This is a genomic window from Microbacterium sp. NPDC055988, assembly GCF_042269505.1.
GTDB lineage: Bacteria > Actinomycetota > Actinomycetes > Actinomycetales > Microbacteriaceae > Microbacterium.
The window spans coordinates 835,793-858,449 of record NZ_JBHJXY010000001.1 but is presented as its reverse complement, the minus strand read 5'-3'; the positions used below and the strand labels follow the sequence as shown (position 1 = coordinate 858,449).

Sequence of the window (22,657 nt, the reverse complement as noted above, 5' to 3'; positions counted from 1 at the left end):
TCGCTCTGATCTGGGCCTTTGAATGTCGGTGACCCCTGGTTGACTCGGGATATGGCAGCACTGGCAGATGCGACGGTCGAGCAGATGAAGACGCTCGGCGAGCTCACCGACATGCTCGTGGGGTTGGAGCGCACCATCAGCAGTCTGCAGGCCGCGCGCGACGGCGTTCTCGCGGTCGGTTCCCGGCTGGCGCTGCAGGTGGCCGACGGGGCGGCTCATCCCGATTTCGGCGACCTCGCGGCTCGCACGGTCGCGGCCGAGATGGCGGCGGCGCTGCGGGTCAGCGACCGCACGATGCAGGCGCGGATGACCGACGCTGTGTGGCGAGTGGAGCGCTTCCCGCTGGTGTGGGCCGCCCAGGGAGCCGGCCGGATCAGCGCCGCGCATGCGCGAGCGATCTGCGATGCGGCAGAGCATCTGGAAGAAGCGGGGGATCGGGCGGCCTACTCCGCCGAGATGGTCCCGTTCGCCGAATCGGAATCCCCGAACCGGGTGTCGCGGCACGGGCGGCGGGTGGCGGAGCGGTTCCAGTCGCGATCGGTCGACGAGCGGCACCGGGATGCGCGGGAGAAGCGGTCGGTGTGGGTGAAAGACGTCGGCGATGGGATGTCGCAACTCGGACTGCTCGGCCCGTCCGCGCTTGTTCATGGTGTCTTCGAGCGATTGACGCAGATGGCGCAGGAGGTGAAGAAGCCGGGGTCTCCGGAGTCGGCGCCGGATGCGGAGCAGGAGCAAGGGGAGGCGCAAGGGCCGTCGCACGAGTCTGAATCGCCGGAGCCGGCGGAGAGTGGTCAGCGCAACACCGCGCAGCTCCGCGCCGACCTCGCTCTCGACCTGCTGCTCACGGGCGCTCCCGCCGGGCATGACACCTCCGACGGGCTCCTCGCTGCGATCCGCGGATCGGTCTCGGTCACCGTTCCGGTCACGACCCTGATGGGACAAGATTCGACGCCGGCCGAACTCGATGGGCGCACGCCGATCGACGCCGGCACGGCAAAAGCTCTTGCGGGTGCCGCGTCCGGGTGGGATCGGATCCTCACCCACCCGATCACGGGGGCGCTCCTCGCGGTCGATCGCTATCGGCCCGGTTCCGAACTGAAACGGTATCTCCGGGCACGCGATCAACGCTGCCGTTTCCCGGCCTGCGGGCACGCGGCACGCGATTGCGATATCGACCATCATCACGACGCCGCCCGCGGCGGCCCGACCGCCTCGAGAAACCTGGGCCATCTGTGTCGCCGCCACCACGTGCTCAAGCACCATTCGCCGTGGGTCATCGAGGCGCTCGGCGACGGCACCTACGCGTGGACGAGCCCGGCGGGCAGGGTCTACATCGATCGACCGCAACCCCAGAACGCCGTCACGTTCGTCGAGGAGCATTCCCCGGCGCCCTTCTGATCCGCAGCTCGGAGCGCAGGTTCCGATCGGACGCAGAAGGCCCCCGAGCCCGCGTTCCGAAAACTTGAGTCGACTCGTATCAAGTTGATTTGACACGGTCAAGGGGCAGGCGTACAGTTGAGCCATTGCGACTCAGGTTTCCCTGATCGCCGCGGATTTCCGCACCACAGCGGAGATCCACCACAACGAACTTCCCAACCAAAGAACTTCCAACAAAGGAGAGAACACATGGCACGTGCTGTCGGTATCGACCTCGGAACCACCAACTCCGTCGTCAGCGTCCTCGAGGGCGGCGAACCCAAGGTCATCGCCAACGCCGAGGGCTTCCGCACGACCCCCTCGGTCGTGGCCTTCACCAAGGACGGGGAGGTGCTCGTCGGTGAGACCGCGAAGCGCCAGGCCGTCACCAACGTCGACCGGACGATCGCCTCCGTCAAGCGCCACATGGGCACCGACTGGAGCTTCGACGTCGACGGCAAGAAGTGGACGCCGCAGGAGATCTCCGCGCGCATCCTCATGAAGCTCAAGCGCGACGCCGAGTCGTACCTGGGTGACACGGTGACCGACGCGGTCATCACGGTCCCCGCGTACTTCAACGACGCCGAGCGTCAGGCCACCAAGGAGGCCGGCGAGATCTCGGGCCTCAACGTCCTGCGCATCATCAACGAGCCCACCGCGGCGGCTCTCGCCTACGGCCTCGACAAGGGCAAGGAAGACGAGCTCATCCTGGTCTTCGACCTGGGTGGCGGAACGTTCGACGTGTCGCTGCTCGAGGTGGGCAAGGACGACGACTTCTCCACGATCCAGGTGCGCTCGACCGCCGGTGACAACCGCCTCGGTGGAGACGACTGGGACCAGCGTCTCGTCGACTACCTGATCAAGCAGTTCAAGGAGACCACGGGCGTCGACGTCTCGGGCGACAAGATCGCCCTGCAGCGTCTCAAGGAAGCTGCCGAGCAGGCGAAGAAGGAGCTCTCCTCCTCGACCTCGACCAGCATCAACCTGCCGTACCTGTCGCTGACCGAGTCGGGCCCCGTGTCGCTTTCCGAGACCATCACCCGCGCGAAGTTCGAGGACCTCACGAAGGACCTGCTCGACCGCACCAAGAAGCCGTTCGAGGATGTCATCCGCGAAGCCGGCATCAAGGTGTCCGAGATCGACCACATCGTGCTCGTCGGTGGATCGACGCGTATGCCCGCGGTCGCCGAGCTCGTCAAGCGCGAGACCGGCAAGGACGCGAACAAGGGCGTCAACCCGGACGAGGTCGTCGCCGTCGGAGCCGCGCTCCAGGCCGGTGTCCTCAAGGGCGAGCGCAAGGACGTCCTCCTCATCGACGTCACTCCGCTGAGCCTCGGTATCGAGACCAAGGGCGGGATGATGACCAAGCTCATCGAGCGCAACACGGCCATCCCGACCAAGCGCAGCGAGACCTTCACCACGGCAGACGACAACCAGCCGTCCGTCGCGATCCAGGTCTTCCAGGGCGAGCGTGACTTCACGCGCGACAACAAGCCGCTCGGAACGTTCGAGCTGACGGGTATCGCCCCGGCCCCCCGCGGCATCCCGCAGATCGAGGTCACCTTCGACATCGACGCCAACGGCATCGTGCACGTGTCCGCCAAGGACAAGGGCACCGGCACCGAGAAGTCGATCGTCATCTCCGGCGGCTCCTCGCTGTCGAAGGAAGACATCGAGCGCATGGTCCGCGAGGCCGAGGAGCACGCGGCTGAGGACAAGGCTCGCCGCGAGGCCGCCGAGGTCCGCAACCAGGCCGAGACGCTCGCGTACTCGATCGACAAGCTGATCACCGAGAACGACGACAAGCTGCCCGAAGACGTGAAGACCGAGGTCAAGGCCGACGTCGACGCGCTCAAGACGGCGCTGGCCGGCGATGACGACGAGGCCGTGAAGACCGCGTTCGACAAGCTCAACCAGTCCCAGTCCAAGCTCGGCGAGGCCATCTACGCCTCCTCGCAGGCGGATGCCGCAGCCGGCGCTTCGGCTGAGGGCGAGGCTCCGGCCGGTGACGCTCCCTCCTCTGAGGAAGACGTCATCGACGCCGAGGTCGTCGACGACGAGGACGAGAAGAAGTAATCATGACGGACAAGAACTTCGACGAGAACCAGAATCCTGAGTCCGCCGAAGGTCGCAGCGAGGGGTCGGACGCTCAGGCGTCCGGCCCCGCGCCGCACCACCCGGACTCCCGTGAAGCGGCCGCCGCCGAGGGGTCGGACGAGACCCCCGTCGACGGTGCGCCGAACGACCTCACGGTCGACGACATCCTCGGAGCCACGCAGACCGGCGAGGCCGCGGCGGAAGACGCCGTGCTCGCCGACCTCGAGTCGACCCTGCTGAACGACCTCAAGCGCCTCCAGGCCGAGTATGCCAACTACCGTCGCCGCACCGAAGAGCAGCGTCAGGTCGAGATCGAGCGGGCGAAGGGCGAGGCCGCCAAGGGCCTGGTCCCCGTGCTCGACGACCTCGACCGCGCCGCTCAGCACGGTGACCTCGTCGACGGCACCCCGTTCGCCGTGATCGCCGACAAGGTGCGCACGGTCGTGGAGCGTCTCGGAGTGGTCGCGTACGGCGAGAAGGGCGAGGAATTCGACCCGCAGCGCCACGAGGCCATCTTCCAGCAGCCGACCCCCGGTGCCGAGAAGACCACGATCCTCGAGGTCGTCGAGGTGGGCTACCGCCTCGGAGACGTCGAGCTGCGCCCCGCGAAGGTCGTCGTCGCTGTCCCTGCGGAGTAGGTGATCGATGGCCAGCCAGGATTGGTTCGACAAGGACTTCTACAAGACCCTCGGGGTCTCCAAGGACGTCAGCGATGCGGATCTGAAGAAGACGTATCGCAAGCTCGCGCGGAAGTACCACCCGGACTCCAATCAGGGTGATGCCAAAGCGGAGGCCAAGTTCAAGGAGATCAGCGAGGCCTACTCCGTGCTCTCCGACGCCGAACAGCGCAAGGAGTACGACGAGATCCGCGCCATGGGTTCCGGCGCTCGCTTCACGGCGAGCGGTCAGGGTGCCGGCGGCTTCGAAGACGTGTTCAGCCGGTTCGGCCAGCAGGGCCGAGGGCAGACTGCCGACTTCGAAGACATCTTCGCGATGTTCAACCAGGGGCAGGGCGCGAGCTTCGGCAACGGCCGCTTCGGACAGACGAGCGGCGGATACCGCGGCTTCGGCGGCCCGCAACGCGGAGCCGACGTCACGGCGCGCACCACGCTCGACTTCGTCACCGCCGTGCAGGGCGAGACCATCTCCCTGCAGGGCGAAGACGGCAAGCCGTTCAAGGTGAAGATCCCCGCGGGCGTCGCCGACGGGCAGAAGATCCGTCTGCGCGGCCGAGGTCGTCCCTCGCCCGATGGCGGAGAGAGCGGAGACATCGTGGTGCAGATCGCGGTGCGCCCGCATCCGGTCTTCACGCGCGACGGTCTGAACCTGCGGGTCGTCGTGCCGGTGACCTTCACCGAGGCGACTCTCGGCGCGACGATCGAGGTCCCGACGCTCAGCGGCGACGTGGTCAAGCTCCGCGTCGCACCCGGCACCCCCTCCGGGCGGGTGCTGCGCGTCAAGGGACGCGGAGTCACCACCTCCAAGGGCACCGGCGATCTGCTCGCCGAGCTCCAGGTCGCGGTGCCGACGCACCTCGACGACGCCGCACGCGAAGCACTGAAGAAGTTCCAAGAGCTCGAGCCCGAGGAGAACCCGCGGGCCGAGCTCATGGCGAAGGCACGGCGATGACGAGCCGGACTCTCGCCGACGCAGGCGTTCGCGCCGGATCAGGCCGTTCTGTGAAGAACTCGCCTGTTCCGGCGCGTCTGCCTGCCTGGGCGCTTCTGCCCGCCACCGACGGGGGAGGAGAGAGGTTCCTGTGATGAACGCTGACACCCCGGTGTTCGCGATCGCGGCGGCCGCCGAACTGTCCGGCCTCCACCCGCAGACGCTGCGGCAGTACGACCGCATCGGGCTCGTCGTGCCCGGACGCACCCAAGGCGGATCCCGCCGTTACTCGCCTCGCAACATCGAGCAGCTGCGCGAGGTCGCCCAGCTCTCCTCCGAAGGCGTGAGCCTTCCCGCGATCGCGCGCCTGCTCGACCTCGAAGACGAGAACCGGGCGCTTCGCAGCCGCATCGCCGTGCTCGAGGGCGCCCTGCGCGCCGAGCGTGAGAATCGTCCCGGTGTGCGCGTGTTCGCCGCCGGCTCTGCGGGAGTGGTGCCCATGCCGACCGGCCGCCGCATCCGCCGCTCGACCGAGGTCGTGCTCTGGGATCCGCGCGGGAGCGCCTAGGCACCCCGCCCTCCGCGGTGTGTATCCTGTCAACAGTTAACAGGAGGTCACCATGACGCAGTCCGTGAAGCGCGGAGAATCCCTCGGCGCGCAGGTGGCCCGAGTCCTGCGGCAGCGCATCGTGCGCGGTGAACTCGCCCCCGGCGCGCGCATCACGGAGGAGGCGCTGGCGGAGGAGTTCTCGGTCAGCCGCGGACCCGTGCGCGACGCGCTGACACAGCTGAGCTTCGAGAAGCTCGTCGAGGTGCAGCGCCCCCGCGGCGTCTACATCGTCGGCCTCACCCATGACGACGTCGATCAGCTCTACAGCCTGCGCGGTGCCCTCGAGCAGCTCGCGCTGTCCCGCGCGATGCGCGTCGAAGACGACTCCCGCTGGACCGCGATGGCGGCGGCCGTCGGGCGCATGGGAGAGGCGGCGGATGCCGGCGACCACGCGGCCTTCGTCGTCGCCGACCTCGAGTTCCACTCGCAGATCTACGCCCTCGCCGACCACCCCCGCCTCGAGGGTGCGTGGAACCAGTACCTCCCGACGTTCACCGCTCTGCTCGAGGTCACGATCAACCACGACGAAGACCTGCACGAGTCATCCGGCGACCACGTCAAGCTCATGGATGTGATGCGCAGCGGGAAGCCCGCGCAGGCGGCGAAGGTGCTGTCGGAGCACCTGGACGGCGCCCGCGAACGCATGCTCGCCGAGCTCGCCGCCCGCGCCTGAGCGGGCGCATCCGCTGGTGGACGAGCTCGCACGAGTGTTGACTGTTAACAGTCAACACTGCTAGCCTCGGGGTGTCGACAACAAGGTCGACCCACGTAGAGGAGCAAAGATGCCCCGCAAGCGCATCACCCGGGCGGCCGCCGCGATCGCCGCCCTCGCAGCCACCGCTCTCATCGTCTCGGCCTGCACCAAGGTCGAAGAGGGCGAAGAGGCCGGATCGGCCTTCCCCGAGAACGACCTCCGACTCATCATCCAGGCCAACCCCGGCGGAGGATCCGACCTCTCGTCGCGTGCGCTCGCCACGGAGCTCGAGAAGATCCTCGACGTCAGCGTCATCCCGGAGAACATGCCGGGTGCCGCCGGCGCCCTCGCGATGGAGTACGTGGGCGCACAGGATCCCGACGGCTACGTCATCGGATTCGCCCCCGTCGAGATCGCGATGCTGAACACCACGCAGGGTGCCGACGTCCTGCCCGAGAACTTCGACCTGCTCGGCCAGATCATGCTCGCCCCCGGAGTCGTCACGGTCGGCGCGAACAGCGGCATCGAGACACTGGAAGACCTCGTCACCCAGGCGAAGGCCGGCGCCGTCACCGTCGCCAACTCCGGCGCCGGCTCCATCTGGGAGGCCGCAACCGTCGGACTCGGCAGTGCGACCGACGCCGACTTCACCCCGGTCCCGTACGACGGCGGAGCGACAGCGGTCGCGGCGGCCGCATCCGGTGAGACCGTCGCCGCCGTCTCCGGACTCGGCGAGGCACTGGCGCAGGGCGAATCCGTGCGCATCCTCGCCGTCATGAACGACGTGCGCCACCCCGACGCGGAAGACGTCGAGACGGTCGACGAGGCCATCGGCGAGAACGTCATCTTCGGCGGCTGGGGTGGCATCTACGCACCCAAGGGCTTGCCGGATGACGTGAAGTCCACGCTCGAGGCCGCGGTCAAGGAGGCCGTCGAGTCCGACAGCTACCAGAAGTTCCAGGCCGACGCCGGGAACCTGGTCGTGTACCGCGACTCCGCCGAGTGGACCACGTTCGTGGACGAGCAGTTCGACCTGTTCAAGGACCTCCTGGGCTGAGAACACTGCGGGGCCGGTGCAGACCGGCCCCGCAGCTGTTCCTCGTCGACGAAAGAAGGAGAATGATGTCCACCCCCGACACCGTTGCGGAACCGGCGGGCCACGACGGACCTGCCGGCGAGTACCAGGGCGCGCCCGCCTCCCGGCGCCTCGAGATCGTGTTCGCGGTCGTCGCCCTCGCCTTCACCTCGGGCTATCTCTTCCTCTCGACCCAGATCCCGCTGCGCCGCGAAGCCGCCGCCGGGCAGATCGACGCCCGTTTCTGGCCCCTCGTCATCGGGGTCACCGGAGTGGTCATCGCGATCGCACTGCTCGCCGTCGCGATCACCCGCCCGGCCCCCACCCGCGAAGACCTCGAGCGCATCCAGCCCGGCGGCTACCTGCGCGTCATCGCCACCCTCGCGATCACCGGCGCCTTCATCGCGCTCTGGTCGCTGGGTTCGGTCATCCTGCTCGGCTACCGCGTCGAGGTGTTCCCCGTCGCCGCCGCGCTGCTGATGGCCGCCCTCATGCTCCTCTACGGCCACCGCCGCTGGCTGAGCCTGATCATCTACTCCGCCTCCGTCACGGCGTTCGTCTACGTCGTGTTCGGGATGCTCCTGAGGATCCCCCTGTGAACGCGCTCATGGAGGGGCTGAACTCGCTCCTCGACATCTCGATCCTGCTCTACATGCTCGTCGGCCTCGTGCTCGGCTTCATGGTCGGAGCTTTCCCCGGCATCACCGCGACCATGGCCGTCGCGCTCGCCGCCGGATTCACGATGACCCTCGAACCCGTGCAGGGCCTCGCGGTGCTGCTCACCATCTACGTCGCCGCGAACTTCGGCGACCGGGTGCCGTCGATCCTCATCAACACCCCCGGGACTCCCGCCTCCATCGCCACCACCCTCGACGGGTATCCGATGGCCAAGCAGGGGAGGGCGGGTCTCGCCCTGACCATCTCGGCGATCGTCTCGGCGGTCGGCATCCTCGCCTCGCTCGTGCTGTTCTCGGTCGCGGCGGTGCCCATCGCCAGCTTCGCCCGCGACTACTTCAAGTCGCCGGAGCTGTTCGCACTCGTCGTCTTCGGCATCGCGATCATGATCGGCATCTCGTCGAAGTCGATGCTCAAGGGCATCCTCGCCGGACTCTTCGGCCTCATGCTCGGCAGCGTCGGCACCTACGCCGCGACCGCCGACCAGCGCTTCACCTTCGGGGTGCTCGAACTCGTCGAGGGCGTGAACTTCATCGCCGTCATCATCGGCCTCTTCGGCATCGCCGAGCTGTTCGACCAGCTGCTCACGCACCGCAAGTCCGCCGTGCGTCCGATCTCGAGCCTCGGCCGCTGGTGGCCGAACCGCGCCGAGCTGAAGCAGAGCGGCCGCGCGACCGCGGTCGGCGGCGCCGTCGGACTCGGCGTCGGCCTCATCCCCGCGGCGGGCGGCGACATCGCCGGCCTCATCGGCTGGGAGAGGGCGCGCAAGGCCTCCAAGCATCCGGAGATGTTCGGCAAGGGATCCATCGAGGGCGTCGCGGCCAGCGACACCGCCTCCAGCGCCACGCTCGGCGGCTCGCTCACCACGACCATGGCCCTCGGCATCCCCGGCGACTCGGTGATGGCCGTGATGATCGGCTCGATGATCATCTGGGGCATCACCCCCGGCCCGACGCTGTTCACGAACCGCCCCGACCTCGTGGTCTCGATCGTGGGCATCATGCTCATCGCGACGATCCTCTCGCTCGGATTGAGCCTGGTGCGCATGAAGGGAATGGTGAAGCTCCTCGACGTGCCGCAGCCTTACCTGTGGAGCGGCATCCTGATCTTCTGCATCATCGGCACCTACGCCACCTCGAACAGCCTCTCGACCGTCGTCACCATGCTCGTCTTCGGCGTGATCGGCGTGCTGCTCAAGCGCATGCAGGTGCCCGCCGGTCCGATCGTGCTGGGCCTGCTCCTCGGACCGCTCGCCGAGGAGAACCTCGCCCGCACGCTGGCGATCCTCCCCACACGGCCGTTCTTCGAGGTCGTCAGCCCCATCGCGCTCGTGCTGCTCGCACTGGCCGTGCTCTCGATCGTGATGCCGGCCATCCGCGCGGCCCGCAAGCCCCGCGCCGAGCGCGCGGCACTCGCGGACTCGATCCTGCACGACGACAGCATCCAGCAGATCGAGAAGGCGCACGACGAGCTCGCCGCTCAGCCGGATCTGCTCACCTCCACCGTCCGCAACGTCGACGTCCCCGCGCGCCGCATCCGCAAGTCCCGCAAGAACTCCGAGGAGACCGAGAAGTGACCCGCTACGACATCCTGACCGCCGTCCCGACCGCGTTCCGCCGCGACGGCAGCCTCGACCTGGAGGGGTCGCGCGCGATCTTCCGCTTCGTCGGCGAATCGGGCAACGAGGGCGCGTTCATCCTCGGCACGACCGGGGAGTTCCCGGCCGTCGACGTCACCGAGTTCACGGCCCTCGTCGCCGCCGCCGTCGAGGAACTGCAGGACCGCATGCGCGTCATCGTGCACGTCGGCCAGCCCAGCACCTTCGAGGCGGTGCGGCTCGTCGACATCGCCAAGGGCCTCGGTGCGACCGAGTTCGCCGCCCTCACGCCGTACTACCTGAAGTCGACCGAGGATGCGATCTTCGACTACTTCAAGGCGGTGTCGGATGCCGTCGGCGACGGGAGTCTGTACGTCTACATCTATCCGGCGCGCAGCGGCAACACGGTCTCGCCCGAGCTTCTGGTGCGGCTCTCAGAGCTGCCCAACATCGTCGGAGCCAAGCTCAGCGAGCTGTCCCTCGACGAGATCGCGGCGTACCGCGCGGTTGTCCCCGCCGACTTCGAGCTGTACACCGGCGCCGACCGCGACCTCATCGCCGCCGTCGACGCGGGGGCGCAGGGGGTCGTGTCCGGAGTCTCGTCGGTCACCCCGAAGCCGTTCCGCGCGCTGGCGGACGCCGGACGATCGGGTGATGCCGAGGCGATCGCGGCCGCGCAGGCCGCCGTCGACGACGTCGTCTCCCTCATCGGTGGAGACATGGCCCGCATGAAGGAGGCATACCGCGTGCTCGACGTCGTCGACGCCCACTGCCGCATGGCCATCGCCGAGCCGACCGACGCCGAGCGCACCGCCGTCGCCGAGGTGGTCGCCGCGCACCGCTGACCGGGATCGTGCAGGAGGCGCGATCACAGGAGATGGAAAAGTGCGCTTCCTAGCGTGGGAGCAGGGAACGACCCTGCTCCGCGCCTGGCGCGCGGGTGTCCTGCCACGAAGGAAGAACTCCTCATGACGAACACCAAAGCCTCCTCCGCCGCACCCTCGCTGGGACTCCTCGTCCTGCGCGTGGTCGTCGGTGCGATCTTCGCCGCGCACGGCGCGCAGAAGATCTTCGAGTTCACGCTGCCCGGAACGATCGGCAGCTTCGCAGGCATGGGGATCCCCCTCCCCGAGATCGCGGCGCCGGTCGTCGCCTTCGTCGAGCTCGTGGGCGGTCTCCTGCTGATGCTCGGGCTCTTCACGCGCCCCGTCGGCATCCTGCTCGCGGTCGACATGATCGTCGCGCTCGTCGCCGTGCACCTTCCCGCCGGCCTCTGGGTCGGGGAGGGCGGATACGAGTTCGTCGCGGTCCTCGGCGCCGCGGCGCTGGCCCTCGCGTTCACCGGCGCCGGGCGGTTCTCGGTCGACGGCGCGTTCCTGCGCGGACGAGCGCCGGCCTGGCTCGCCTGACCGGCGAGCAGTGACACGGATGCCGCGGGGTGACCCCGCGGCATCCGTCGTCTGCGGGGGATGTGCGGCGTTCTGGTGAACGGATGAGACGCGATAAGGTTGCGTAACCATTTCATTCTTGACACCGCTGTGAATGCGGAGTTATGGTGATGAAACCGATTTCACGCAGACCCGGCGAGAACTCGGATGCACCGTCGCATAGAACTTGCTGCCCAAAGGAGTGAACAGTGAAGTCGAACCACGCACACCCGTCCCGCCGCGCACGCGCGCTGCGGATCACCGGCCTCGTCGCCGTCGCGACCATCGCCCTGGCGGGTTGCGCCGCCGGCGACGACTCGTCGGATGCCGGAAGCGCCGGTGGGGAGCTCACGTTCTCCAACTGGCAGTTCCTCGAAGACGGCAAGGGCCCGATCATCTGGGACGCCGTCAAGGGCTACACGGGCCCCGATGACAACATCGAGCTCACCAAGGTCGAGATCCCGTTCGCGAACTACGCCGACAAGCTCAGCACCGAGCTGGGTGCCGGCGGCGGCCCCGACGTGATGGTGCTGCAGGACAGTCAGTTCGCCTCGCTCGTCGACGCCGGCGTGCTCGAGCCGCTCGACGACATCGCCGACGAGCTCGGCGACACCCTCAACAACACGAACGAGGCCGGAGTGTTCGACGGCGGGCAGTACGGCTTCAACTGGGAGCGTCCGACCTACAGCACCGTCATCTACAACAAGGACATCTTCGCCGAGCTGGGGCTGGAGGTCCCGACGACGTTCGACGAGTTCCTCACCACGGCGAAGACGATCAAGGATGAGCTGGGGATCGCCGGCTGGGCCGGCCGTCACCAGACCGCCGAGATCGACGGCTGGACGCTGGAGATGGCCAACTGGATCTACGGATTCGGCGGCGAGCTCAGCGACGGGAAGAAGCTGACCATCGACAAGGGCGAGAACGTCGAGGCCGTCGAGGCGTTCCTCGAGACGTTCGCCTCGGGCGTCGCGCCCATCGGCGACGACGCGTCGACCTTCCGCGCGAAGTTCGGACAGGGGCAGGTCGGAATGCTGTTCGAGAACTCCGGCGTCGCGACGACCATCACGAGCAACCCGGACAACGCCGTGAACGGCCAGAACATGGGTGCGGCTCCGCTGCCCCTCGCGAACCCCGGCTCGAACTCGCAGCTGATCATCGCCGTCAACGCGAACAGCGACAACAAGGAGGCTGCCAAGGACTTCGTGCGCTGGGTGCTCGGCGAAGAGGGTCAGACCGCCATCCGCGCGGGCCTCGGCGCCTCTGCCATGGCCACCGACGTCGAACCGGATGCTGCCTTCCTGGAGACGAACCCGTGGGCGACGCAATTCCTCGAGGCCGCCAAGACCTCGAAGTCGACCCTCGTCGAGGGCTTCGAGACCGAGAGCAAGGTCGTCTGGCGTGAGGTCCTCACCGCGGTCGAAGACCTGCGGGTCAACGGCGGCGACGTGAAGGCGAAGCTCGCCGAGGTGCAGGAGAGCCTCGAAGCCGAGCTCGGCTGAGCACTCCGAGGGGCGGGCCTCACCCCCGTCGCCCGCCCCTCGGTCATCCCTGCGACATGCGAAAGGACCCCCGGCCATGGCCACCCCCACGCTCGAGGCGCGACCCACGACGCCCTCTGCTCCGCCGCCCCGGCGACGCCGCGACACCGGCGCGATCGGACGCTTCATCGAGCGCAACGGCGCCTACCTCTTCCTCTTCCCGGCGATCGCCTACCTGGCGATCTTCACGGTCTTCCCCCTGATCCGCGGCGTGCTGCTGTCGTTCACCGCGACAAAGCTCGTCAACCCCTCCGGGGGACGGCCGGTCGGCATGGAGAACTACGAGTACCTGCTCTCGAGCGACAAGTTCTGGTCGTCCGTCATCACGACCCTCCTCTACACGCTCTTCACGGTGGTCTTCTCGGTCGGCATCGGCACCGCGGGAGCACTGCTGCTCAACACCGCTTTCAAGGGCCGCGGCATCATCCGCGCCATCGCCACGATCCCGTGGGCGGTGCCCACGGTGGCTGCCGCCCTCATCTTCGTCTGGATCTACAACAACGAGCAGGGCATCCTGAACCGCACCACCGCAGCGCTCGGCCTCGGTGAGCACGGCTGGCTCGTCGATCCGAAGTACGGGCTGTTCGCGGTGACACTCGCGACGGTCTGGAAGCTCACGCCGCTCGTGATGCTGGTCATGCTCAGCGCCCTGCAGAGCGTGCCGCACGAGCTCCGCGAAGCGACCTGGGTCGACGGCGCCACGCGCTTCCAGTCCTTCCGTGCGGTCACCCTGCCCCACATCATGCCGACCGTCCGCGTCATCACGCTGCTTATGACGATCTGGTCGATCCGGCGCTTCGAGATCATCTTCCTGATCACGGGTGGCGGGCCGCTCGATGTCACCAACACGCTCGTCGTGAACGTGTACCGCACCGCGTTCCAGGATCAGAACCTCGGACGGGCCGCGGCGATCGGCGCCCTCGGCCTGGTGCTGTCGCTCCTGGTGACTGTCGTCTACTTCATCGTCGAGCAGATCCAAGAACGTCAGGAGAGCCAGCGATGACCACCGTGCGCATCCCCACCGATCTCCCGCGTCGCCGCGGGATCGGCGCCAAGTTCGGCAGCCTCGGCAAGGCCGTCCTCATCACGCTGCTGGTCGTCTTCGCCGGATTCCCGGTGTACTGGATGCTGGCCACATCGCTCGGCACCGAGGCGTCGCTCTACGGCGGCAGCCAGCCGCTGCTCCCCGAGGTGCAGAACATCGGTCAGTGGGGCGGGTTCCTCTCCGACATCCCGATCCTGCGCTGGCTCGGCAACTCGTTCGTGATCGCCGCCGGCACGACGATTCTCAGCCTCGTGCTGGCGACCATGGCCGCGTACGCGCTCAGCCGATACAAGTTCCACGGCCGCGGCGTCGCCGGCTTCATCTTCTTCAGCACCCAGATGCTGCCCGAGGCGCTGATCATCGTCCCGCTGTACGCGATCTTCGCCGGCGCCGGGCTGCTCAACAGCCACTGGGGGCTCGTCCTCGCCGACACCGCGTTCGTGATGCCGGTGAGCATGTTCATCATCAAGAGCGGCATCGACAAGATCCCATACGAGATCGAGGAGTCGGCCCGTATCGACGGGTGCTCGCGCCTGCGCATCCTGACCACGATCGTCCTGCCGCTGATCATGCCGAGCATCGCGGCCGCGGCCGTCATCGCGTTCTTCGACGGCTGGAACGAGTTCATGTTCGCGAACACCTTCATCTCGTCGTCCGACCTGTGGCCGGCATCCGTCGGGCTGTCGTCGTTCCTCGGGCAGTTCTACACGCCGATGAACATCGTCATGCTGTGCGCGCTGCTGTTCGCGCTGCCCGCGATCATCTTCTTCCTGTGGGCGCAGCGCGGCATCGTGTCCGGGCTCACCGCGGGATCCGTCAAGGGCTGACCGCCCTGCAATCTGGAGTATCGATACATGTCTGAAGGACTCGACCCGCTCTTCTCGGTGCGGGACAAGGTGGTCGTCGTGACCGGCGGCTTCGGCCAGATCGGAGCGGAGTTCGTCCGCTCGCTGCACCAGCGGGGCGCGCGCGTCGCGGTGACCTCCCGCAGCGAGGTGGCCGATCCCGCCGCGCGTCTCGGCATCGAAGACCCGGATGGGCGGCTGCTCGCCGTGGCGATGGACATCACCGACCAGGCCAGCGTCGACGCCGGGCTCGACCGGGTCGCCGAGACCTGGGGTGTGCCGACCGTCGTCGTCAACAACGCCGGTCTCGACACGCAGCCCAGCGCGCCGCCCGAGGTCTCCGGACCGTTCGAGGAGTTCCCCGTCGAGGTGTTCCGCGAGGTCGTCGACACCAACCTCGTCGGCACGTTCCTCGTGACGCAGGCAGCGGGCCGGCGGATGCGCGACGCCGGCGTCGGCGGCTCGATCGTGAACGTGGGGTCGATCTACGGCATGGTGTCTCCCGTGCAGGACATCTACGCCTACAAGGCCGAGGACACCGGCATCCCCTTCATCAAGCCGGTCGCCTACTCGGCCGCGAAGTCGGGGCTCTACAACCTCACCCGCTACTGCGCCACGTACTGGGGCCGGGCAGGCATCCGCGTCAACACGCTCACGCCCTCGGGGGTTCGGCGGGACACGCAGGACGCGAAGTTCCAGGCCAACTACATCGCGCGGATGCCGATCGGCCGCATGGCCGAGGCCGATGAGTACAACGGCGCCCTGGTCTTCCTCGCGTCCGACGCCTCGACGTACATGACCGGCTCCAACCTGGTGGTCGACGGCGGGTGGACCGCGTGGTGACTGACCTGCTCGGCACGCGTCTGTTCACGGCGGCGGTCACCCCGATGCGCCGCGACGAGAGCGTCGATCACGGGGCGCTGGCGACCATGCTCGACGCCGACATCCGCCGCGGCGTCGAAGGCCTCTACATCTGCGGGTCCTCCGGCGAGGGCGTGCTGCTCTCCGAGGCCGAGCGCATCGCGGTGGCGGAGACCGCGGTGACGGCTGCCGCGGAGCGCGTGCCCGTGGTCTCGCACGTCGGAGCGATGTCGACGGGAGAGGCGGTCCGCATCGCCGCCGCGGCGAAGCATGCCGGGGTCGGCGCGATCTCGATGATCCCGCCGCTGTACTACGGCTATTCGACCGCGGATGTCGTGCGGCACCTGCGCACCGTGATCGACGCGGTCGAGCTTCCCTTCATCCTCTACAACATCCCGCAGTTCACGGGACGGGACATCTCCGAGGGCGGCTTCGACGAGCTGCTCGCGCTGCCGCAGGTGATCGGCGTCAAGCACACCTCGCGCAACCTCTACGGCGCCGAGCGGATCCTCCGCCGCTACCCGCACCTGACCCTGATCAACGGCTTCGACGAGTTCTACCTGCCGGCGCTGTCGATCGGCGCCCGCGGAGCGATCGGCACCACCGTGAGTCTGCAGATCGAGCTCTTCCGTTCGCTGCGGCGGCGATTCGACGCGGGAGACCTCGCGGGAGCGCGCGCCGTGCAGGTGCGCATCAACGACACCGTCGAGGGCATGGTCGAGGTCGGCGTGTTCGGTGCGGCCAAGTACCTCGGCGGCAAGCTGTCGGTGCCGCTCGGCGACTGCCGATCCCCGCTCCCGGCGCTCGACGACGACGGGCGCGCGCGCCTGGACGTGGTCTTCGCCCGGCTGCAGGAGAACATCGCGGTCACCGCCGAGGAGGATGCCCGCGCGGGCTCGTGACGTGTGATCGCGGGCGTCGTCCGGGAGGGCCGGTAGGGTGAAGCATCCGGGCAGCAGAGGGCGGGAAATGACCACGATCTACGACGTCGCGCGGCGCGCGGGCGTGTCGCCGGCCACCGTCTCGCGGGTGTTCAACGGCACCAGGGTCTCGCCCGAGAAGATCGAGGCCGTGCGGGCAGCGGCGGAGGAGTTGAACTTCACGCCGAACCGCGCCGCGCGCACCCTGCGCACGCAGAGCTCAGAAGTCATCGCCCTCGTCATCCCCGACATCGAGAATCCGTACTTCACCGAGATGGCTCGCGGGGTCGAGGATGTGGCCTCCGAGGCCGGATACTCGGTGGTGCTCTGCAACTCCGACTCGCAGACCGTCAAAGAGGCGACGTACCTGCAGATCGCGATCGCCGAGCACATGTCGGGCGTCATCATCGCGGCCGCGTCGAAGGAGACGGATCTCGAGAGCATCCTCTCCACCGGTCGGCCGGTGGTAGCCGTCGACCGCGTCACCCGCCACGAGCTCGATGTGGTGGTGATGGCGAACCGTGAGGCGGGCGTCGCGGCGACCGAGTCCCTGATCGCCGCCGGCTACCGGCGCATCGCCTACATCGGCGGTCCGGAAGACATCGACACCGCGGCCGACCGCGCCGCCGGCTGGCGGGCGGCGCTCACGTCGGCGAGACGTGCGGCCGACATCGACCAGCTGCAGCGGTTCGCGACCTTCCGTGTCGACGGCGCGCGTGCGGCGATGGAAGAGCTGCTCGCCCTTCCCGAGCCGCCCGACGCCGTGGTCGCCGGGAACAACCTCATCGGCGTCGGAGCGATCCAGGTGCTCACCGAGCACGGACTCACCCCGCCGGCCGTCGGGGTCGCCGTCGTCGGATCCCTGCCCTTCACGACGCTCTCGCCGACCGCCGTCACGATGGTGCGGCTGCCCGCCCGGCACATGGGCGTCACCGCGGCGCGCATGCTCCTCGAGCGCATCGCCGGCGACACCCATGCCCCGCGCACGGTCGTGCTTCGGGGCGAGACCCGCCACGCGACAGCCCCGCGCCCGGCCTGACATCGAGCTGATCCCGGCCTGACGTCGGCCGACTGCATACGCAACCATCATTCTCGCTTGCGCTGTGAAATCGATTTCAGTTACGATCTCCTCAGGCGTGATCAAGGAGGACACCATGCGATGCACCCTCGGGGTGGATGTCGGTACATCGAGCACCAAAGGCGTGCTCGTGGCGGCCGACGGAACCATCATCGCCACCACCACTCGGACGCACGACGTCTCCCGGCCGCGCACCGGCTGGGTGGAGATGGACGCCTCGATCTGGTGGGACGAGTTCGTCGACATCGCCCGCGAACTTCTCTCGGCACACCCCGACGCGGAGGTCGTCGCCGTGGGCGTCAGCGGGATGGGGCCCTGCATCCTCTTCGCCGACGAGAACGATCAGCCGGTCCGGCCCGCGATCCTCTACGGCGTCGACACCCGCGCATCCGCCCAGATCGAGCGGATCACCGCCGAGCTCGGCGTCGAGGAGATCACCCGCATCGGAGGCTCGGTGCTCTCCTCGCAGGCGGGAGGCCCGAAGATCGCCTGGATCGCGGAAGAGGAGCCGGCAGCCTGGGCGCGCGCCCGACGGCTGTTCATGCCCGCATCCTGGCTCGTCCGTCGGCTCACCGGCGCGTACGTCTTCGACCACCAGTCCGCGAGCCAGGTCTCCCCGCTCTACGACATCGAGAGCGAGCGGTGGCATGCCCCGTTCTGGGGCCGCTACGCCACCACGATCGTGCAGCCGCGACTGGCCTGGGCGGGCGACATCGCCGGCGCCGTCACCGTGCAGGCATCCGAGACGACCGGGATCCCGGCGGGAACGCCCGTCATCACGGGCACGATCGACGCCTGGACCGAGGCCGTCAGCGTCGGCGCGCACGAGACGGCCGACCTCATGCTCATGTACGGGACGACCATGTTCATGGTGTTCACCAGTGCGGTGACGCCGGGGGAGCCCGCGCTGCGCACACCGTCGATGTGGACCACGGCCGGGGCCTTCCCCGGAACCCGGAACCTGGCCGGAGGCCTCTCGACGTCCGGCGCGCTGACCGCCTGGCTGAAGGAGCTGACGGGTACCGACTATCCCGAACTCCTCGCCGAGGCGGAGGCGTCGGGGGTCGGCGCCCGCGGCGTGCTGATGCTCCCGTACTTCGCCGGCGAACGCACTCCCATCCAGGACCCGGACGCGCGGGGCGTGATCGCCGGACTGACTCTGGAGCACGCCAGGGGAGACCTGTACCGGGCAGCGCTCGAGGCCACCGCGCTCGGCGTGCGGCACAACGTCGAGACCATGCGGGCCGCCGGCGCCGATATCCGCCGGATCGTCGCCGTCGGCGGTGGCACGCAGGGCCGGTTGTGGCTGCAGATCGTCTCCGATGTCACCGGCCTCGTGCAGGAGGTGCCGCAGACCACGATCGGTGCGAGCTACGGCGCCGCCTTCCTGGCCGCCGTCGCCGTGGCGGCCGACGGCGAAGCGCCGCTCATCACCGACTGGAACCCCATCACGGAGCGCATCACCCCGGACCCCGACCTGCGCCTCGCCTACGACACCCTCTTCGACCGTTACGTGCGCCTGTACGACGCGACGAAGGGCGTCGTCCATGAACTCGCCGCCGAGCAGCGCGGCACCACACCCATCCCCAACCCGGAGGCATCATGACCACCTACACCCTGCCCGCACGGGCATCCCGTCCGGCAGTCGCTCCGAAGACGGCGTACCTCATCACCTCGGGCGACCTGCGCGAATCCGCGAACATCGCCGGATGGCCCACCCAGGTCGAGCTCGAGGCCGGCGTCACGGGCGTGCTCGCGGATCTCGGTTGGGAGGTCATCCGCCCCTTCGGCGTCGACCCGGAGACCGGTCACGGATTCATCTCCAGCCAGCGCATGGGCCTGGAGGTCTTCCGAGACATCCCGGTCGACGCCCCTCTGGTCGTGGCGATCGCCAACTGGCAGTACTCCCACCACGTGCTCGCCGGTCTCCGCACGCACCAGGGCCCGATCCTCACGGTCGCGAACTTCGCCGGCGACTGGCCCGGCCTCGTCGGACTCCTCGGCCTGAACGCCGGCCTGACGAAGATGGACAAGCCCTACGCCACGACCTGGTCCGTCGACTACACGGACGACTGGTTCAAGGCGGGCATCGAGGAGTGGACGCAGACGGGTGCCATCACCCACGACGCCTCGCACGTGCGCGCGCTCCCCGCCCTCCCTGACAGCCCCGAGAAGCAGCTGGGCGAGGCGCTCGCCGCGGAGCTGCTCGCCGAGAAGGCCATCATCGGCGTCTTCGACGAGGGCTGCATGGGCATGTACAACGCGATCTTCGACGACGAGCTGCTCAACCAGACGGGCATTTACAAGGAGCGGCTGTCGCAGTCGGCGCTGTACGCCGAGATGCTCGAGGTCACCGAGGCCGAGGCGGACGCCGCCTACGACTGGCTGATCGACGCGGGCATGACTTTCCGGTACGGCGAGGACGCCACCACCGAACTCACCCGTGAGCAGGTGCAGTGGCAGCTGAAGATGTACATCGCCGCGCTCCGCATCGCCGACGACTTCGGACTCGACGCGGTCGGCATCCAGTATCAGCAGGGTCTGAAGGACCTGGTGCCGGCATCCGACCTGGCCGAGGGCATCCTGAACTCGACCGAGCGGCCGCCGGTGACCTCGCGCGACGGCTCGCGGGTGCTGCACGAGGGGCGCGCGTTCCCGCACTTCAACGAGGCCGATGAGGGCGTCGCGGTCGATGCCCTCGTGACCGACCGTGTCTGGCGCGCGATGGGACTCGTGCCCGACAACACCCTGCACGATGTGCGCTGGGGCGAGGACTACGACGGGCAGTTCGTCTGGGTCTACGAGATCTCGGGCTCCGTTCCGGCATCTCACCTGGGCGGATGGCAGAACGCCGAGGGCTGGCGGCAGGGGCACGTGTTCTTCCCCGCCGGCGGAGCCACGATCAACGGTGTCTCGAAGCCGGGCGAGATCGTGCTGTCGCGTGTGTTCATCGCCGACGGGATCCTGCAGGCCGACATCTTCCGCGCGTCGGTCGTCGAGCTGCCGGCGGAGGAGACCCAGCGCCGCAAGGATGCCACGAACCCGGAGTGGCCGATCGCGCACGTCGTGCTGCACGGCGTCTCCCGCGACCAGTTCATGGCACGACACAAGGCGAACCATGCGCAGCTCGTCTACGCTCCGGATGCCGAGACGGCCGACAAGGCCCTGATCGCGAAGGCCGCGATGTTCGCGGGCATGGGCATCGAGGTCAACCTCGTGGGAGACGTCGCGGTCTGAACCGGGGGAGGTTGCGACGACGGGGACGGGTGCCGGCGCATCCGTCCCCGTCTTCTGTTTTTGGCGGAGGGTTACTGTGACCGCCAGAACCGCACGGCGAGGTTCGTGAGTTCTTTGTCGAGGTCGTCGACCTTCGACTCGATGCGCCCCAGGCGTGCGTCGACCCCGTCGATGCGCGCCGAGAGGGTGGCGTCGACTCGGCCTACCTCGGCGCGGATCACTCGGCTGAGCTGCGTCGTCATGAGCGTCATGCCACCGAGCATCACGGCGGCGAACACCCCGATCAGCGTCCATACCTGTGGGTCGTTCAAGCGCATGCCTCCAGTCTGAATCCGGGTGCCCACGTTGTCACGGTATTCCGGTGCGGCGACGCCGGGAGGCCGGCAATTGGGGGCGCAACCCTGGGCTCGCGTCTCGGTGCAGAACGGGAGTTCGCCTCTCGATCGCCGTTCTTCACCTCCGTCCACTTAAGCGATATAGTCGGCCGCAGGCCGCGCTGATGCGGCCTGATCTCGATATCGATGATGAAGGAGACGATCTGCAATGAGTCAGCCGCACGCCAGGATTCACAGGTTCCGAAAGGGCTTCGCCGTCGTCGCAGGTCTTGCGCTCGCAGCTTCGGGCGCTGTCGCCGTGTCGCCGGCCGCAGCGACAGAGAAGCCCGGGGAAGATCCGCAGCTCGCCGTCTACGTGGAGGTGAACTCGAACGATTTAGTGAATGTCGCCGACTACACGCTCGCGGAGTCAGGTCGACCGGCCGTCGACCTGGCGATGATCTTCGCCGCCAACATCAACTACGACGGTGAGAAGGCGTACCTGCACTTCAACGAGCGCGTCACCGAGACCCTCGATGACGCGGCGAACCAGATCCGCCCGGTGCAGGCGCGCGGAACGAAGGTGCTGCTCTCGGTGCTCGGCAATCACCAGGGGGCGGGGTTCGCGAACTTCACGTCCTATGAGCAGGCGGATGCGTTCGCCGCGCAGCTCGCCGATGCGGTGACGACCTACGGGCTCGATGGCATCGACTTCGACGACGAGTGGACGAACTACGGGGCGAACGGGACCCCGCAGCCCAACGCTCAGTCGTTCGGATGGCTGGCCACGGCACTCCGCGACCGTCTCGGTCCCGACAAGATCATCAGCCTGTACGCGATCGGCGAGACGTACACCGTGACGGACTTCAGCCTGTTCGACGCCGCGGCGGTGCTCGACTACGCCTGGAACCCGTACTACCCGACCTACAACGCACCCACCGTTCTCGGGCTCGACGACAGGTCCCGCCTCGGAGCAGCGGCGATCGACCTCTCGAACGTGAGCGCGGCGACGGCGACGGACTTCGCCGAGCGCACGGTCTCAGACGGCTACGGCGTCTACGTGGCGTACAACCTCACGGCGACGGATCAGTCCGACCTCCTCTCCGGCATCACGCAGCATCTCAAGGGCGAGGCGACGGAGTACCGGGCCGCGCCGAAGGACACCACGGCCCCCACCGTGACCGTCAAGAAGGGCACACCGTTCACGACCGGAACGGACGGCGGCTACTCGAAGGTCAGCTTCAAGCTCCACGATGCGGGGAAGATCGACCGCGTGTCCGTCAACGGGGTCCTGAAGGACCTCACGGACGACAAGTGGAGCGACCTCAACTTCGTGAAGCCCGGAGTCTTCGGCGCCGTCGCCGGGTCGAACACGCTCGAGGTGTTCGACGTCGCGGGCAACCGCACCGAGGTGCCGTTCGTCCTGACGCCGTGATCAGCACACCTGAGTGATCAGTCCAGGTCGAAGAACTCGAGCTGACGGGTCGTGGGGGCCGGGCGGCCGCCGCCCCCGCGCGGCGCCACCGCCCGCGCCACCCCCCCGCGCCCGGCCACCAGCCGCCCGAGGAGCCCCGCGCGGACGGCGCGCCGCCGCGGCCCCGGGAGCCGGGTGGAGAT

Annotated in this window: 21 protein-coding genes; 20 read left to right on the top strand and 1 reads right to left on the bottom strand. The window is 68.3% G+C overall.

Going from position 1 to position 22,657, the window contains the following annotated elements; all coding sequences use genetic code 11:
- The first annotated feature begins 51 nt into the window (after nucleotides 1-51).
- The 19 genes from ACFC14_RS04255 (at nucleotide 52) to ACFC14_RS04165 (ending at nucleotide 20,726) form a co-directional block, all read left to right on the top strand.
- Entirely contained in the window at nucleotides 52-1,398 is a 1,347-nt protein-coding gene (locus tag ACFC14_RS04255; protein WP_376101367.1) for a DUF222 domain-containing protein, read from the top strand.
- Nucleotides 1,399-1,626: 228 nt separating this feature from the next.
- Entirely contained in the window at nucleotides 1,627-3,492 is a 1,866-nt protein-coding gene (dnaK, locus tag ACFC14_RS04250) for a molecular chaperone DnaK (protein ID WP_376101366.1), read from the top strand.
- A gap of 2 nt (nucleotides 3,493-3,494) precedes the next feature.
- Nucleotides 3,495-4,151 carry a nucleotide exchange factor GrpE gene (locus ACFC14_RS04245; RefSeq protein ID WP_136042386.1) on the top strand — a complete coding sequence of 219 codons (657 nt, stop codon included), beginning with the start codon at nucleotides 3,495-3,497 and terminating at the stop codon, nucleotides 4,149-4,151.
- Between the two features lie 7 nt (nucleotides 4,152-4,158).
- Nucleotides 4,159-5,142, top strand: coding sequence for a DnaJ C-terminal domain-containing protein (locus ACFC14_RS04240; RefSeq protein ID WP_136042387.1), 984 nt, complete (start codon nucleotides 4,159-4,161; stop codon nucleotides 5,140-5,142).
- Nucleotides 5,143-5,275: 133 nt separating this feature from the next.
- Nucleotides 5,276-5,689: a heat shock protein transcriptional repressor HspR gene (locus tag ACFC14_RS04235; protein ID WP_376101365.1), complete on the top strand. Its 414-nt coding sequence runs from the start codon at nucleotides 5,276-5,278 to the stop codon at nucleotides 5,687-5,689.
- Between the two features lie 52 nt (nucleotides 5,690-5,741).
- A complete protein-coding gene (locus tag ACFC14_RS04230; RefSeq protein WP_136042389.1) occupies nucleotides 5,742-6,404 on the top strand; it encodes a GntR family transcriptional regulator in 663 nt (220 codons plus the stop codon).
- Between the two features lie 109 nt (nucleotides 6,405-6,513).
- The gene (locus ACFC14_RS04225; protein WP_376101364.1) at nucleotides 6,514-7,482 is read left to right on the top strand and encodes a tripartite tricarboxylate transporter substrate binding protein; all 969 of its coding nucleotides are present in this window, start codon (nucleotides 6,514-6,516) and stop codon (nucleotides 7,480-7,482) included.
- 65 nt (nucleotides 7,483-7,547) lie between these two features.
- Nucleotides 7,548-8,099, top strand: a complete 552-nt coding sequence (locus ACFC14_RS04220) for a tripartite tricarboxylate transporter TctB family protein (protein ID WP_376101363.1) — start codon at nucleotides 7,548-7,550, stop codon at nucleotides 8,097-8,099.
- The gene (locus tag ACFC14_RS04215; RefSeq protein WP_376101362.1) at nucleotides 8,096-9,751 is read left to right on the top strand and encodes a tripartite tricarboxylate transporter permease; all 1,656 of its coding nucleotides are present in this window, start codon (nucleotides 8,096-8,098) and stop codon (nucleotides 9,749-9,751) included. Before ACFC14_RS04220 ends, ACFC14_RS04215 begins: the two co-directional genes overlap by 4 nt.
- A complete protein-coding gene (locus ACFC14_RS04210) occupies nucleotides 9,748-10,617 on the top strand; it encodes a dihydrodipicolinate synthase family protein (protein ID WP_376101361.1) in 870 nt (289 codons plus the stop codon). Before ACFC14_RS04215 ends, ACFC14_RS04210 begins: the two co-directional genes overlap by 4 nt.
- 123 nt (nucleotides 10,618-10,740) lie before the next feature.
- Entirely contained in the window at nucleotides 10,741-11,181 is a 441-nt protein-coding gene (locus ACFC14_RS04205; protein ID WP_105711546.1) for a DoxX family protein, read from the top strand.
- Between the two features lie 227 nt (nucleotides 11,182-11,408).
- A complete protein-coding gene (locus tag ACFC14_RS04200) occupies nucleotides 11,409-12,701 on the top strand; it encodes an ABC transporter substrate-binding protein (protein WP_376101360.1) in 1,293 nt (430 codons plus the stop codon).
- 76 nt (nucleotides 12,702-12,777) lie between these two features.
- The gene (locus tag ACFC14_RS04195) at nucleotides 12,778-13,743 is read left to right on the top strand and encodes a carbohydrate ABC transporter permease (protein WP_376101359.1); all 966 of its coding nucleotides are present in this window, start codon (nucleotides 12,778-12,780) and stop codon (nucleotides 13,741-13,743) included.
- Nucleotides 13,740-14,612, top strand: a complete 873-nt coding sequence (locus ACFC14_RS04190) for a carbohydrate ABC transporter permease (RefSeq protein ID WP_081860046.1) — start codon at nucleotides 13,740-13,742, stop codon at nucleotides 14,610-14,612. Before ACFC14_RS04195 ends, ACFC14_RS04190 begins: the two co-directional genes overlap by 4 nt.
- Nucleotides 14,613-14,639: 27 nt before the next feature.
- Complete coding sequence (locus ACFC14_RS04185) at nucleotides 14,640-15,473, top strand: SDR family oxidoreductase (RefSeq protein ID WP_376101358.1); 834 nt, start codon at nucleotides 14,640-14,642, stop codon at nucleotides 15,471-15,473.
- Entirely contained in the window at nucleotides 15,470-16,393 is a 924-nt protein-coding gene (locus tag ACFC14_RS04180) for a dihydrodipicolinate synthase family protein (RefSeq protein WP_376101357.1), read from the top strand. Before ACFC14_RS04185 ends, ACFC14_RS04180 begins: the two co-directional genes overlap by 4 nt.
- Nucleotides 16,394-16,460: 67 nt before the next feature.
- Nucleotides 16,461-17,450, top strand: a complete 990-nt coding sequence (locus tag ACFC14_RS04175; RefSeq protein WP_376101356.1) for a LacI family DNA-binding transcriptional regulator — start codon at nucleotides 16,461-16,463, stop codon at nucleotides 17,448-17,450.
- 115 nt (nucleotides 17,451-17,565) lie between these two features.
- The gene (locus ACFC14_RS04170; RefSeq protein WP_376101355.1) at nucleotides 17,566-19,095 is read left to right on the top strand and encodes an FGGY-family carbohydrate kinase; all 1,530 of its coding nucleotides are present in this window, start codon (nucleotides 17,566-17,568) and stop codon (nucleotides 19,093-19,095) included.
- Complete coding sequence (locus ACFC14_RS04165) at nucleotides 19,092-20,726, top strand: fucose isomerase (protein WP_376101354.1); 1,635 nt, start codon at nucleotides 19,092-19,094, stop codon at nucleotides 20,724-20,726. The genes ACFC14_RS04170 and ACFC14_RS04165 overlap by 4 nt, the downstream gene beginning before the upstream one ends.
- 71 nt (nucleotides 20,727-20,797) lie before the next feature.
- On the opposite strand, the gene ACFC14_RS04160 is transcribed toward ACFC14_RS04165, so the two are convergent.
- Entirely contained in the window at nucleotides 20,798-21,043 is a 246-nt protein-coding gene (locus ACFC14_RS04160) for a hypothetical protein (RefSeq protein WP_136042402.1), read from the bottom strand.
- A 226-nt stretch (nucleotides 21,044-21,269) separates the two neighbouring features.
- Here ACFC14_RS04160 and ACFC14_RS04155 point away from each other — a divergent pair, with 226 nt between their 5' ends.
- The gene (locus ACFC14_RS04155) at nucleotides 21,270-22,475 is read left to right on the top strand and encodes an endo-beta-N-acetylglucosaminidase H (RefSeq protein WP_376101353.1); all 1,206 of its coding nucleotides are present in this window, start codon (nucleotides 21,270-21,272) and stop codon (nucleotides 22,473-22,475) included.
- Nucleotides 22,476-22,657 lie beyond the last annotated feature (182 nt).